12 protein-coding genes, 1 tRNA gene and 1 pseudogene are annotated in these 13898 nt (G+C 39.5%); 5 read left to right on the top strand and 9 right to left on the bottom strand.

The window, feature by feature from the left end; genetic code table 11:
• Positions 1-239: 239 nt before the first annotated feature.
• The 6 genes from C1726_RS16305 to C1726_RS16280 form a co-directional block, all read right to left on the bottom strand.
• The gene (locus tag C1726_RS16305; RefSeq protein ID WP_102274135.1) at positions 240-1709 is read right to left on the bottom strand and encodes an alanine/glycine:cation symporter family protein; all 1470 of its coding nucleotides are present in this window, start codon (positions 1707-1709) and stop codon (positions 240-242) included.
• A 191-nt stretch (positions 1710-1900) separates the two neighbouring features.
• Entirely contained in the window at positions 1901-3385 is a 1485-nt protein-coding gene (locus C1726_RS16300; protein WP_102274134.1) for an aldehyde dehydrogenase family protein, read from the bottom strand.
• A gap of 36 nt (positions 3386-3421) precedes the next feature.
• A complete protein-coding gene (gene dapA, locus C1726_RS16295; RefSeq protein ID WP_102274133.1) occupies positions 3422-4318 on the bottom strand; it encodes a 4-hydroxy-tetrahydrodipicolinate synthase in 897 nt (298 codons plus the stop codon).
• A gap of 162 nt (positions 4319-4480) precedes the next feature.
• Positions 4481-5422, bottom strand: a complete 942-nt coding sequence (locus C1726_RS16290; protein ID WP_102274132.1) for a proline racemase family protein — start codon at positions 5420-5422, stop codon at positions 4481-4483.
• Positions 5419-6459 (bottom strand): proline racemase family protein, encoded by a 1041-nt coding sequence (locus C1726_RS16285; protein ID WP_102274131.1) that lies wholly within the window; start codon positions 6457-6459, stop codon positions 5419-5421. The genes C1726_RS16290 and C1726_RS16285 overlap by 4 nt, the downstream gene beginning before the upstream one ends.
• Positions 6456-7631: an NAD(P)/FAD-dependent oxidoreductase gene (locus C1726_RS16280; protein ID WP_102274130.1), complete on the bottom strand. Its 1176-nt coding sequence runs from the start codon at positions 7629-7631 to the stop codon at positions 6456-6458. Before C1726_RS16280 ends, C1726_RS16285 begins: the two co-directional genes overlap by 4 nt.
• Before the next feature lie 392 nt (positions 7632-8023).
• Between C1726_RS16280 and C1726_RS16275 the strand changes: the two are divergent.
• From C1726_RS16275 to C1726_RS16260, 4 genes and pseudogenes are all read left to right on the top strand, one after another.
• Positions 8024-9463, top strand: a pseudogene (locus C1726_RS16275) (sigma-54 interaction domain-containing protein); the annotation flags it as partial.
• A gap of 70 nt (positions 9464-9533) precedes the next feature.
• Entirely contained in the window at positions 9534-9809 is a 276-nt protein-coding gene (locus tag C1726_RS16270) for a (2Fe-2S)-binding protein (protein WP_102274128.1), read from the top strand.
• A complete protein-coding gene (locus C1726_RS16265) occupies positions 9802-10134 on the top strand; it encodes a (2Fe-2S)-binding protein (RefSeq protein ID WP_102274127.1) in 333 nt (110 codons plus the stop codon). Before C1726_RS16270 ends, C1726_RS16265 begins: the two co-directional genes overlap by 8 nt.
• Complete coding sequence (locus tag C1726_RS16260; RefSeq protein WP_102274126.1) at positions 10131-11375, top strand: NAD(P)/FAD-dependent oxidoreductase; 1245 nt, start codon at positions 10131-10133, stop codon at positions 11373-11375. Before C1726_RS16265 ends, C1726_RS16260 begins: the two co-directional genes overlap by 4 nt.
• Before the next feature lie 244 nt (positions 11376-11619).
• On the opposite strand, the gene C1726_RS26250 is transcribed toward C1726_RS16260, so the two are convergent.
• The 3 genes from C1726_RS26250 to C1726_RS16250 form a co-directional block, all read right to left on the bottom strand.
• Positions 11620-11784 carry a hypothetical protein gene (locus C1726_RS26250; RefSeq protein WP_180968229.1) on the bottom strand — a complete coding sequence of 55 codons (165 nt, stop codon included), beginning with the start codon at positions 11782-11784 and terminating at the stop codon, positions 11620-11622.
• Positions 11785-11795: 11 nt separating this feature from the next.
• Positions 11796-12218, bottom strand: coding sequence for a hypothetical protein (locus C1726_RS16255; RefSeq protein ID WP_102274125.1), 423 nt, complete (start codon positions 12216-12218; stop codon positions 11796-11798).
• Between the two features lie 187 nt (positions 12219-12405).
• A complete protein-coding gene (locus tag C1726_RS16250) occupies positions 12406-13512 on the bottom strand; it encodes a M24 family metallopeptidase (protein ID WP_102274124.1) in 1107 nt (368 codons plus the stop codon).
• Positions 13513-13759: 247 nt separating this feature from the next.
• Between C1726_RS16250 and C1726_RS16245 the strand changes: the two genes are divergently transcribed.
• Positions 13760-13832, top strand: a tRNA-Ala gene (locus C1726_RS16245).
• The last annotated feature ends 66 nt before the right edge of the window (positions 13833-13898 follow it).

The raw sequence follows: 13898 nt of genomic DNA, 5'->3' as shown, positions 1-13898 counted from the left end.
ATTGCCCAAATTGGATATGATTAAAGTAATGCAATTTTCATACCATTTTATTCGAATTCATATAATATTCGGAAAATCACCTCTCCAAAAGACTTATCATTATTTAGGTGTCCAAATAATTAGACATTATCATGTATATTTTTTTTAAAATGTACAAAATTTTTTCAAGTGATGCCTTTAGAGTAAACAAAACAGACAGCCTCTTTATAGAAGCTGTCTATTTACGAGAAATTAAACTTTTATCCTGCAGACTTATTATTATTGAAAGCGCTATCTTCTTTGCATTTCTCTTCCCAGAAGTCTGCCCCTTTAATTCCAACTTTAATTGGATCAAAAACTGGGTCCAGACCTGCTCTTTTTTGAGTTTCATAGTCTTTAAATACTTTGATTGCTGGCTTAGTTAAAAGCAAAATCGCAATGAGGTTGAGCCAAGCCATGCTCCCAAAACCTAGATCGCCAAGTGCCCATAATAATGATGCTGATTCAACACTTCCAAAGTAGACCATTCCTAAAAAGACGATTTTCAAAATAGTTTTTAGCCAATTCATTTTCAATTTTTTATCAAGAAAAACAAGAGTCGTTTCAGCAATATAGTAATAGGCCATTAAAGTTGTAAAGGCAAAAAAGAAAATTGCGATAGATACAAATAAAGATCCAAAGCCCGGAAAGATACTTTCTACAGCCTCTTGCGTCCAAATCGGTCCTGCTTCAATGCCTGCCATTTTATCAACGATTGGCTCTTCCCCTTCAGGCGTAACGCTATACATGCCTGTAATAAGGATCATTAGAGCTGTTGCTGTACAGACAACGATTGTATCAATATATACGGAAAAGCCTTGTACAAGCCCTTGCTTTGCAGGATGGGAGACTTCTGCTGCAGCAGAACTATATGTTCCTTCACCAACCCCTGCCACATTAGAAAATACCGCTCGTTTAACACCCCACGCAATCGCAGCTCCAATTATCCCGCCAAATAGCTCGTTTGCTCCAAAGGCACTCGTGATAATCAAAGAGAGCATCGCGGGAACTTCAGCAGCATTAGCAAATAGAAGGATAAAGGTCACAATCACGTACCCTAATGCCATAAAAGGAACTACTTTTTCTGCTACATTTGCAATTCGCTTTACCCCTCCGAAAATGATTATTCCAAGTAAAAGAACTAAAACGATTCCGGTAATGCTTTTATGAATATCTGCTGTATTTTCAAATCCTACTGCGATCGTATTTGCTTGAATGCCAGGAACTAATATTCCATAGCAAAGGGTGACAACAATCGCAACTAATGCAGCAAACCATTTTATCTTTAACCCCTTTTCAATAAAATAAGGGGTCCCGCCTCGATACTGGTTCCCTTCTTTGATTTTATAAACTTGGGCTAAGGTGGATTCAATAAAGGCACTCGCTCCTCCTAATAAAGCCATGATCCACATCCAAAAAACAGCTCCTGGCCCCCCGAACGCAATAGCAGTTGCAACCCCTGCAATATTGCCTATTCCCACTCGTCCAGCAAGGGCCATACAAAAGGCTTGAAAGGATGATACGCCTGTTTCTGAACTTTTCCCCTCAAATAGCAATTTAATCATTTCTTTAAAGTATCTAATCTGGACAAATCGTGTAGCTATCGAAAAAAATAAACCTGCCCCAAGTGCAAAAACAACTAAGCCAAGACTCCATACTTGTCCAACTGCCCAATCGACTATTTTTTCCATCGTGTGCCTCCTTAAAGTGAATAAGTAAAAATACGCTAAAATTTAATGAATCATAAGAATTTTCAGATATTTATAACTAAAAAAAATAAAGCCAATATACCTTATAATAGAGAACGGATAGCCGCCTAATATGTTAGCTGTCCGTTTCTCCATTGTTACTAAGATTTTCCTAAATTAAGATATTCCAAATATTACTTCAATTTAACCCAAACACATTTCACTTCTGTATAATTATCAAGTGCATAGGAACCCATCTCACGTCCAATGCCTGACTGCTTATACCCGCCAAACGGGGCAGCAGCATCTTCAAGATTGTAATCATTAATCCAAACAGTTCCCGCTTTTAATTTGTTAGCTACATAATGGGCGGTTTTCACATTCTCCGTCCATACACCTGCTGCAAGCCCATAAGGAGTATTGTTTGCCCTATCAATGACTTCTTCTACATTATCAAATGGAAGCACGGCAACAACTGGTCCAAAGATTTCTTCCTTTGCAATTGTCATTTCGTCTGTAACATCAGCAAAGATTGTTGGCTTAACAAAATAACCTTTATCAAAAGCTCTTTCTCCACCTGCAGCTACCCTTGCTCCCTCTGCTTTTCCTTTCTCAATATACCCTAGTACCCGCTCTAGCTGTTTTTCAGAGACAAGAGGTCCCATTTCAGCTCCAGTTTCCATGCCCGCACCCAACTTAACACTATTCGCCATTTTTGCAAGTTCGTCCACAACCTGTTCATAGTGCTTTCTATGAACAAATACGCGGGAGCCAGCACTGCAATTTTGTCCATGATTATACATAATCCCGTTAAATGCACCAGGAATGGCTTCTCCTAAATCAGCATCTTCCATAATAATGTTAGGAGATTTTCCGCCAAGCTCGAGGGTAATATTTTTGATTGTTTCTGCTGCTTGTCGCATAATGTATTTTCCAGTGACAGTAGACCCCGTAAATGCAACCTTATCGACATCATGATGATTAACAATCGCTGCTCCCGCTGTTTGACCAAATCCTGGTACAAAATTAACAACCCCATCTGGGAAGCCAGCATCTTTATAAAGCTGAGCTGTGTATAAAAGAGATAGCGGTGTCTGCTCTGCCGGTTTTATCACAATCGTACATCCAGTTGCTAGGGCTGCTCCCATTTTCCACGCTGACATCACTAAAGGATAATTCCATGGGATTATCTGACCGACAACCCCAATTGGCTCATGTGTTGTATAATTTAAGTAATCCTTTGAAATTGGGAATGTTTGACCAAGAATCTTTGTAGCCCAGCCTGCATAATAGCGATAATGCTCAACTGTAGCCGGTATATCATCCTGAAGGGCAACCTGATAAGGCTTTCCATTATCAAGCGCTTCCAATTGAGCTAATTCTTCTTTATTTTCTTCAATTAAATCTGCTAACTTATAAATTAATCTTGCTCTTTCAGCCGCACTTAGATCAGGCCATGGTCCTTTCTCAAATGCCTGACGTGCGGCTTTCACTGCTAAATCAACATCCTCATCCTGCGCCTCGCTTACTAATGCAAGAACTTCTTCTGTTGCTGGGTTATATGTTTCAAACTTCTTCCCGCTTACTGAAGGTACAGATTTGCCATTAATAAAAAGGTCAATATTTCCTTCAAGAAATGCTTTCACCTTTGGTTTTAATTCAATTTGTGCCGTTAACAATCGATATTCCTCCTTTTAATGGAATCTATTAAACTGCTACACGCTTGGGACAACAGATAGGCTTGATAAAATATCCTTTAGCTTTTGATCCTCTTCCTGTGAAAGTCCTAATCGAGGGTAACGGGATGGTCCTCCAGCTTGACCTGTTAATACCATTGCTCTTTTTACAATTTGCACATATTTACCTGATCCCTCCAGGAAGGCGCAGAGCGGCAAAATGCGATCATTGATTGCCCACGCTTCCTCAAGCTCGCCATTTTGAAAATGATTAAACATATCCGTTACAAGCCTTGGTACGATATTCCCCGCAACAGATATCCAGCCTGTTGCCCCAACAAAATAAGATTCCATAACAAGCTCTTCTGCCCCGCAAAAAACCTCAAAGTCTCCTTTTCCTTTTCTTGCTAAGTCTCGTACTTTAGTAATATCGCCACTTGACTCTTTTATATGCGTTACTCTTTCACACTCTTTTCCTATTTGCAGCATTAAGTTTGTGCTCATATTGACTCCTGATGTAAATGGATTGTTATAGAGCATGATTGGGAGATTAACAGCATTTGAGATTTCTTTGAAGTGGAAGTAAATTTCATTTTCCTTTGGTTTGCAGTAATAAGAATTAATAATTAAGGCACAATCCGCTCCTTGCGCCTCTGCCTGCTTTGTGTATTCAATTGTTTCTTTCGTTGTTTCCGCTGCGGTTCCGACAACGACAGGAATACGTCCATTTACCTCCCTTAAAACCGTTTCAACCATTTGAAATTTTTCTTCTTTTGATAAGCTGACAAACTCTCCAGTACTGCCGTTAATAACGATTCCTGCAACACCTTGATCGACGAAAAAATTCACATTATTTTTTACTCCGCCCCAATCAATCTCCTGTGCCTCTGTCATCGGTGTAATTAAAACTGGATAAGCGCCTCTAATTGTTGTCATTATCTTTTTCCTCCTAGTCATATGAATATTTTTATCAGCAACATACACTATCTATCAAATGATTTATCAGCCAATTTTGGTAGTTTATCAGCCAATATTGATCATTTAACAGCCAATTCCAGTTAGTTATCAGCCTATCTCCAAAAACCCGCCATAGAAGGCTTACTTTAATAAAAACCCTGCAGCCAGCGGATCTGTCGGATCTAAAACATAAGTCTGAATCCCAGTAATAAAGCCGCGGCTATTAAATGAAAACTGAAAACTGCCCCCAGATTGGTAAGCTAATTGAATGGTTATGGAGCTGTTGAAAATACTTTCATTCCTAAAAGGCTGATCCATACTGAATTCACCGCTAGCAAGTAAACTGGCGTAACATGCTGCAGCTGATCCGAAACCTGGTGAACGGACTATAAAATTGTCTCTTCGAAAGGTAACCGTTTTAATTTTTCCACTTTCCAATAGCGAATCATCGAGCAAAATAGCACCTTTGATCGAGCTCTTCACATCAAGAGCTTTGTTTACCTCCTGCCCCCATTTTTGCACCTTAGGCAGATCTTCCATTTGCAGTTGGAAAGGAACATCACTTTTTTTGAAAACAGCATATAATTGATCCGCTTGAACAAGGGAATAATGTGTATCTTTATAAGGGATATTCATTTGAACAATTTGACAGGGCTCGCTTTTAAGCTCCACTGAAACAACCTCATTATTTTCTACAACTGCTTTAAGGGGAATAATACCGTCTGCTGTTTCCAATTTATACTCATTGGATTTGTTAGGAGGCAGCTGGCCACACTCCAGTAAGGCAGTTATGACAGCAACTGCTCCCCCATACGATAAAGGCATCGTTCCTTCATGCGTAAAAAATACAACCGCTGCATCTGCCTCACGGCTAAACGGGGGAATGACCAAACAACCGTTCAAACCTGCAAATCCGCGGGGTTCATTTAGCAAAAACTTAATTACATCTGCATATTCATGAGGAAATTGCTCTTCTAATTGCTGCAAGCTTTGATAATAAATAAATGGTGCTTCTCTGATGATACGAAACGCCTCTCCGGCCACATGAACATCTGTTGCTGTATATGCCTTCTGAATCTTCATTTTACGTCCTCCGTTTCATGTTCCTCCATTGGGGGAATGAGGAGAAATCCTTCTTTAAGCGGATCATCTTCGTTATAAAAGAATTTGTGCATGCCCATGAGCCAGGCTGACCCAGCTATTCGCGTCACGACCGCCGGCACGCCATTTACATCTATTTCCTCAAGAACATGACCACGGAATAGTGAACCAACAATGCTTTCATGGACAAATTCTTCTCCAATACTAATTTCTTGCTTTGAATAAAGCGCTGCCAATTTAGCCGATGTTCCCGTTCCGCATGGCGAGCGGTCAATTCCGCCTGGAGGAACAATAACTGTGTTTTTTACATCAGCCTCTTCATGTTTCGGGTCGGTGAAAAACTCAATATGTGTTAACCCACGTATAAATGGATATTCTGGATGAACAATCTCTGTTGCATCGTTAATCGCATTTCTAATATTGATAGCTATTTCAATAATCGTTGATGCGTTCTCTGGCACTAATTCTAATCCGACCGATTTTGCATCGATAATGGCATAGAAGTTGCCTCCATAAGCAATATCTGCATCTACACGACCGATCCCCTCCACATCAACAGATATACTCTTTAATAGAAAAGCTGGGATATTACAGAAAGCCACCTCTTTGGCTTTGCCATGTTCAACAGTGATATCCACTTCTACCAGCCCAGCAGGTGTGTCCAGTCTGATTGCAGTAATGGGCTCCTGAATAGGAATTAGCCCAGACTCAACTAACGCAGTACAAACCCCAATTGTGTCATGACCGCACATAGGCAAATAACCGCCAGTTTCAATATAGATTACACCGATATCAGCATCTGGATGACATGGGTCGGTTAATAATGCTCCAGACATGACATCATGTCCTCTTGGTTCATTCATCAATAATTTTCGAATCCAATCATACTCTTTTTTCATATAGAGCATTTTTTCAGACATTGTTTCTCCCTTTAATTCTGGAAGACCGCTAATGACTGTCCTTGTTGGATTGCCTCCTGTATGTGTATCGATGGTTGTAAAGACTCTATCTGCTCTCATCTCGCCAACATCCTTTCTGTAAACCGGTTAAAGCTCAGCGGTTCAACAGGAATACAAGTTTCCCTTTCATTAATAAGCTCTTCGATCACTTTCCCTGTCACAGCAGCAAGACTAATGCCGTCCCCTTCATGACCAGCTGCAATATAATAGTTAGGAATATGTTCTACCCTTGATACAATCGGCAAATGATCCTCAGTCCACGGCCGCAAGCCAGCATATGAACGAATGACCATCATATCTGCCATTTTCGGATAAAAGCGGATTGCCCGATTAGCAATGCATTTAATCACCTCGTTGTTCACTTTTGTATTAAATCCAACGAATTCCCTGCTGCTGCCAATCAGAAAGTTTTGGCTTTCTGTTGGTTCAAAAACAAGTGCAACCCCATATTTTTCGGTTAATGGATCCACATGGCGCTGTCCGCCAAATTTAGAAATTAAGTAACCAAACTCCATGACCTTTCTTGAACCGACATACTGCTGCCTGGATGCTACGATAATATGACCTTTTCTTGGCTCTATCGGAATCGTTAAATCGAGCATTTCTCCTAATCTTGGAGCCCATATTCCCGCCGCATTCACAACATGATTAGCTGTAAAAGTTCCTTTTGATGTTTCTACAGTGAATAACCCATTTACTTCTTTTTTCATCGATTGAACTTCAGTTTGCTTATATGCCTTTGCACCGAATTTCTTTGCGGCATCAAGCAGTGAAAAGGCAAGAAGATAAGGGTTAACTGTAGAATCTGTTGCACATTCAAGTCCCCCTAATAAATCATCTGCAAAAAACTTCGATTCCTGACGGATGTCTTGCCGGTCAAGCATGCGAAATGGCAGACCTGCTTCTTTTTGACGGTCCACCCATTTCTGCGCAGCCTCCATCTCTTCTTCTGTCTCACAAACAAGAATACTGCCAGGTGCACGATATTCGAATGGTTGAGCTAATTCCTTACTTAAATCAGCTACTAATTTTTGACTGACCAAAGACATTTGACTATCAAATCCTGGATCTTTATCGATAGCAAGAATGTTTCCGTCACACCTGGAGGATGTTCCGCTGACAAATTCTCCTTTTTCAAGGATTGTTACGTCAATACCAGATTTGGAAGTATAATAGGCAATTGAACAGCCTATGATTCCACCGCCAATGACTAATACATCACAATGATTCACATTACAAGTCTCCCTTCGCTTGGCTGCCTATCTTATCTAATGCAAATAGTGTGCCAACAGAGTTATTTTCAAAAATAATCACTCCTTCACTAGTAATTTTTAAAAAATTTGATAGACTTATGTTCAATATTTTATACAGTGTATATTTTCTTTTACACATCGAGGAGGGGATATGTATGTTTTCTTTGCCACCAATAAAAGAATTAATTGAAAATAAGTTAATCGACGGTTCTTTTGAGGAATGTATCACAGAAAAAAATGGAGAATACTTTGTCGGAATAGCTGAAACACCAAGCCCGATTATTAGAATAGATGACCCCTTTGATTCTTTAATACAGTCCGCTAAACATGGCTCCACGATGGTTATTTTGGATACAAATAAAAGACCAATAGGCTGCATCACTGCATCACAACTTATCCATTTCCTTCATAATTCTTATAATCAGTTAAAGGCATTCTATGAGACTGTTATACGAACAATGGATGCTTCAGTCACCGTTATTGATGACAATGAGCATGTACGCACATGGACGGAAGGGGCGGAAAAGATTTTTTCAGTTAAGCAAAAGGAAATCATCGGCAAACCAATCACTGATTTCTTTAAGCCAAAGGACCTTGAAATCTTACAATCCTTATATAAGGGAAAAAAAATCACTGCTCAGCATCATCAGCCTCGTTCAGATTTATTTGTCCTTATCAACTCCAATCCCGTTTACTTTAATAATCAAATCATCGGTGCAGTCGTTTCTGAAACAGATATAACGAATCAAGTGGTATTAAACGAGAAGCTATTTAATATGTCTACTGAGGTCCATCGTTTAGAGCAAGAGGTCGCAAGGTACAAGCATTCATCCGATCCATTTAATTTAATTAAAGGGAATAGTTCAGCCTTGCAAAGAACAGTACTGCTTGCTAAAAAAGTATGCTCTGTGAAATCAACCGTCCTAATACTAGGAGAAAGCGGGGTCGGCAAAGAGGTATTTGCAAAAGCCATCCATGAAGCAAGTGAAAAGGAGAATGCACCATTTATTTCGATAAATTGCGGCGCGATCCCAGCATCCTTATTTGAAAGTGAATTTTTTGGCTATGAACGTGGGGCCTTCTCAGGTGCTGACCAAAAAGGGAAGAAAGGAAAAATTGAATTAGCCAAAGGCGGTACCCTGTTTCTAGATGAAATTGGTGAATTGCCACTTGAAATGCAGGTAAAGCTGCTGCGGGTACTTCAGGAAAGGAAATTTTACCGGGTTGGCGGGGAAAAAGAAATTGAAACAAATTTCCGTGTAATTGCTGCTACAAATAGAGACTTAAAAGATTTGATGATTGAAGGGCAATTTCGGGAAGATTTATATTACCGTCTCAATGTCGTTAGTATACATATTCCCCCATTAAGAGAAAGACGGGAAGATATTTTTGAATTAACACATTATTTTTTAAACGATTTCTCTATGCTCTACCAACGGCCGATTCATCAACTCTCACAAGAGGTCATGCAGGAAATGCTGCGCTATGAATGGCCAGGGAATATCCGGGAGCTTCGCAACGTTGTTGAACGTCTCGTCGTCTTTGCAACAGATGGAGTCATTAGAAAGGACTATTTGCCTTTCCATTCACAGCCTAGTTGTAACGAAAGAGATCATTTACCTGAACAGTACAACTCAAATGAGATAGATAACATCCTCTTCCCATTGCAAGAGGAAATGGATAAGCATGAGAAAAAAGTGCTTGAAAAAGCACTTCTGATGTCAAACGGCAATAAGCTAGAATGCGCCAAAAAGCTCGGCATTACAAGAGCAACTTTATATAACCGTTTAAAGCGTCTAGAAATGAATTAATCTTACTCCTCTATTTTGGTACGTTTTTTGCATAGTATTTTTATAGTAAAAAAATAGAGGAGGTTTCCAAATGAACAGCAATGAAGCAATTGTCGTCTGCCGCTGTGAGGAAGTAACTTATGGACAGCTTCAGACTACAGCAAAAGAACATCAATGCACTGCTAGGGAACTAAAATTAAGGACAAGAGCAGGGATGGGTTTTTGCGGGGGCCGAACATGCAGAATCCCACTGGATCGAATCATTGAAGATGTCCTTCCAAATGTTTCTCAAGGAGATATTCCATTAAAATACCAGCCGCCAATTCGCCCAGTTTCGTTTGGAACAGTAGGTGAGAACAATGGCTAGAATTGTAGATCACCCTATTTTAGGAAAATTAGAAGATAGAAAAGCCGTTGCATTTATGTTTGATGGAGACACTTATGAAGCACTAGAAAATGAAACCATTGCCGCAGCCCTATTAGCAAATGGCATCAGGACCTTACGGGTTCACGAAGAGAGCGGTACACCGCGAGGATTTTACTGCAATATCGGTCATTGCATGGAATGCCGTGTAACCGTGAATGAACAAGCGAATATCCGAGCCTGCTTAACAGTTGTTGAACAAGACATGGTGATTGAAAGCGGCAGACAGCATCCTAACATCGTAAAAAGGATGGTGGAGAAGCTATGATAGATGTGATTGTCATTGGCGCCGGACCAGCTGGGTTGGCTGGAGCTATTGCTTGTGCTTCTTCTGGCTTAAAGGTGATAGTTATTGATGAATTTATAAAGCCTGGCGGAAGATTACTTGGACAACTTCATCAAGAACCATCTGGTGAATGGTGGAATGGAATAAAAGAATCAGATAGGCTTCATCAAGAAGCGATTAGAAAATCAGTTAACATCCACTGTAGTGTTTCCGTTTTTAACATCGAGAAAGACGATGATTTTTGGAATGTGCATACAAGCATCGGTACATTGACAGCTCCATTTGTATTGCTAGCAACAGGAGCGGCAGAGTATCCGATTCCACTGCCTGGATGGACTCTTCCTGGAGTAATGTCCATTGGTGCTGCTCAAGTTATGACGAATGTCCACCGGGTTCAAATTGGAAAAAAAGGAATCATCATCGGGGCAAATATATTAACCTTTGCGATTTTAAATGAGCTGCAACTCGCTGACATTCATGTAGATCGGATCGTTCTGCCAGAAAAAAGTCCGTTAAGCGGGAAAGCAGGAGAACCGGAGGAAGTTATGAAATCGCTTCTGAGTGCGGCACATCTTGCTCCCTCCCCTCTTTTAAGAATGGGAAGCCAGTTTATGAAAAATAATTGGCTCCGTAAGAAAGGAATGAAATTTTTTCCTAAAAGCGGAGTAAAGGTAAATGGCACTCCCTTGCTTCTTCGCAAAGCCGCTTTAGAAATTATCGGAACCGAAAAAGTGGAAGGTGTACGTGTAGCCGATACGGATGTGAATGGAACGATTATTCCTGGCACGGAAACAGTAAACGAAGCCGATTTCGTTTGTATTGCAGGCGGCTTGTATCCGCTTGCTGAGCTTGCTGCCGTTTCAGGCTGCCCATTCCAATACATTCCCGAACTTGGCGGACACGTGCCCCATCATTCAGAAACGATGGAAACCCCGCTTACAGGTCTGTTTGTTGCCGGTAATATTACCGGCATTGAAAGCGGAAAAATTGCAATGGCTCAAGGAACAACTGCTGGTTATTCGATTGCTAAACATGCTGGTAAAGGCGGACCGGCAATTGACGAGCATCTGACTCAAGCTGTACAAAATGTCCGTTTGATTCGTAAACAATCAGCAATTCAATTTAATCCTGACATTGAAAGAGGGAGAAGGAAAATGTCTGAGCTGTGGGAAAATCTCTATGAAAAGCCTGCAAATTTACACCCCATACAAAAGCTAGGGTGAAAACAGCCGCGTCATTTGGTTAATGGAAAGAAAATAATAATAAAGCTACTTCAAAATTGAATATATTTTTCAGGTCACTTGTAATTAGGAAAAGGATGGGATGAATAGAGTAAAATATCTATTCTTCCTATCCTTTTTGAATGATTATTTTCCCACCCCATGGAATATCTCTGTTTCTTACCAGGGAGTGTACATTTCTTCCATCATCAATTTTATTTATTTTTTAATCGCATAAATACACCTTTTAAAATCGATATTTAATAAGAACAAAACTAGCTATAGCGTATATTAGCGCAATAATAGGATGGTTTGTAAAACCCGCAACAAATACATTAACAATTGAAGTTAAAGCCATTACTCTAAAAGCCAACTTCACTCTAGTTTCAGCTGCTTTAACATCTGCCTTCATATTTACACCGCCTAAAAAAGAAAATACGTACATACTAATACTATCGTCACCAGCAAATTAAATAGAGTTATTCCCCAAAATACTTTAGCTAAGCCATTTAAATACTTCTTGGAATATCCTCCATAAACATAAGTACGATGCTTATTACCTGATTTTAATGAGGCATTTTTCAAATTGGAGTTAGTTCTATACTGAGTAGACGATGTTGATCGTAAATTAGACCTATTTTGAGTCGGCGAGGTAATACTAGGAATCCATGTGTGCCCACAATTTAAGCAACATAACCTTATCTTACCTTTCCCATGTAACCCGGCTAAAGCACCCAGTGAACCAATCGTAATAACACCAACTGCTGCCTTTCCTATACTAAATCCCTTTTCTCCAAATTGAAGCTGATTACTATTACATTTAGGACACATAACAATGTTAGACATAAATTTCATCACCTGCTATATTGCTGATTTCTCCTACTATATATCGGCATATTATTTAACAGGTTAATAGATCTGAATCTCCTGCTTTAGTGGGAATACAAAAGATTTGCAGTTTCTCAACCAGGCTAATTTAGAAAATATAATCCTATTAAAGGTGTTATTTTACAAAGAAGTTGCTACTTTTTTATTAGCCAATCCGCATGAGCTCAGTCGGAAAAGATGTAAGCTGCTTTCCATGTCCAAGTTCATCAATATATACATTTTCCTCAATGCGCACACCGCCATAGCCCGGAATATAAATACCAGGTTCAATTGTAAATAGGAATCCACTCTCTACTAATAAATGATTGTTTTCGTGAATGGAAGGCTCTTCATGTACATCTATTCCAAGGCCATGCCCTACACGATTATTAAAATATTGACCAAATCCCGCTTCTTTAATGACATTTCTTGCAGCAATATCAATCTGTCCAATTGGAATACCCGCTTTTGCCGCTTCAACGCCGGCTTGCGTAGCTTTAAGAACGATATCATAAATCTCTCTCTGCTTTGGTGTTTCTTCACCAATAATAAAAGTTCGCGTAATATCTGAGCAATATCCGTCAACAAGAACACCCATATCAATTAATAAAAAGTCTCCTCTATTAATCGTCTTACTATCAGGATGTCCGTGCGGCAATGCCGCTTTCGGTCCTGACAATACAATAGATGAAAAAGAAGGGCCCGCAGCACCAAACTTTCTCATTAAATACTCTAGCTCTGCAGTTAACTCCTGTTCTGTCATGCCTTCTTGTACCTTTTTGATCCCCTCTTCCATTACCTTTTCTATCACATGGATAGCACGCTGAACTTTATTGCATTCTGCTTGTGTTTTTCTCATTCTTTGCGATGCAATGAAGTCGCCGATATTTAGGTATCGGAAGCTTTGAAAACTATTAAGCAGCTGTTCCTGCTGGAATAATGAAATCACCTTTGTCTCTAAACCGATCGTTTGAATGCCCTCACCGATCGTATCCTTTAATACTTTATAGGGATTGACCTCATCTGAAATAGGAACAATTCGTTTAACATACGAGTCACCCTCAGCTATATCCAAATCTAAAGAGGGCACGAATAAATATTGGCTTTGTTTTTTTAGATCAATTACTAGTGCCATAAACCTTTCATGTGGATTGGAATTGAAACCTGTGTAGTAGAACACATTTTTCGGGTCATTAATAATTGCTATTTCTACATCTAGAGTTTCCAAATAATTCGTTAACCTAGTTAATCTGTCTTGATATTGTTCATTCATAATCATCATCCCCTAACTTTTATTTTTTCTTTTAATCTATAATTTTCTCTCTTGCCCTACTGCTCCTTTTACATTTATACTTTATGCAATTTTTATGCCACAACCCTTTATCCTTCTTAGACTTTCAATTAATATAATGAGGAAGAAGACATTTTAACAAATCATACATTATTGAAGGAATATTCTACAAAAATCTTCTTGCCAAAAACCTTTGTGGTAGATATAATTTTTCTGTACCTATTAACTTGGGGCATTAGCTCAGCTGGGAGAGCGCTACGCTGGCAGCGTAGAGGTCAGGGGTTCGAGCCCCCTATGCTCCATAACTAAACCCTTAGAGCCACATAGGTTCTAAGGGTTTTTTATTTTATCTAAAAATAAAAATTTTG

Source organism: Cytobacillus massiliigabonensis (assembly GCF_900199725.1).
Classification (GTDB): Bacteria; Bacillota; Bacilli; order Bacillales; family Cytobacillaceae; genus Cytobacillus; species Cytobacillus massiliigabonensis.
This window is presented reverse-complemented; position numbering and strand designations above follow the sequence as displayed.

Coding starts and splice junctions, on each gene's coding strand:
- dapA (WP_102274133.1), bottom strand. CDS start 4,318: ATGACAACAATTAGAGGCGCTTATCCAGTTTTAATTACACCGATGACA.
- C1726_RS16250 (WP_102274124.1), bottom strand. CDS start 13,512: ATGAATGAACAATATCAAGACAGATTAACTAGGTTAACGAATTATTTG.
- C1726_RS16265 (WP_102274127.1), top strand. CDS start 9,802: ATGGCTAGAATTGTAGATCACCCTATTTTAGGAAAATTAGAAGATAGA.
- C1726_RS16270 (WP_102274128.1), top strand. CDS start 9,534: ATGAACAGCAATGAAGCAATTGTCGTCTGCCGCTGTGAGGAAGTAACT.
- C1726_RS16305 (WP_102274135.1), bottom strand. CDS start 1,709: ATGGAAAAAATAGTCGATTGGGCAGTTGGACAAGTATGGAGTCTTGGC.
- C1726_RS16285 (WP_102274131.1), bottom strand. CDS start 6,459: ATGAGAGCAGATAGAGTCTTTACAACCATCGATACACATACAGGAGGC.
- C1726_RS16290 (WP_102274132.1), bottom strand. CDS start 5,422: ATGAAGATTCAGAAGGCATATACAGCAACAGATGTTCATGTGGCCGGA.
- C1726_RS16260 (WP_102274126.1), top strand. CDS start 10,131: ATGATAGATGTGATTGTCATTGGCGCCGGACCAGCTGGGTTGGCTGGA.
- C1726_RS16255 (WP_102274125.1), bottom strand. CDS start 12,218: ATGTCTAACATTGTTATGTGTCCTAAATGTAATAGTAATCAGCTTCAA.
- C1726_RS26250 (WP_180968229.1), bottom strand. CDS start 11,784: ATGAAGGCAGATGTTAAAGCAGCTGAAACTAGAGTGAAGTTGGCTTTT.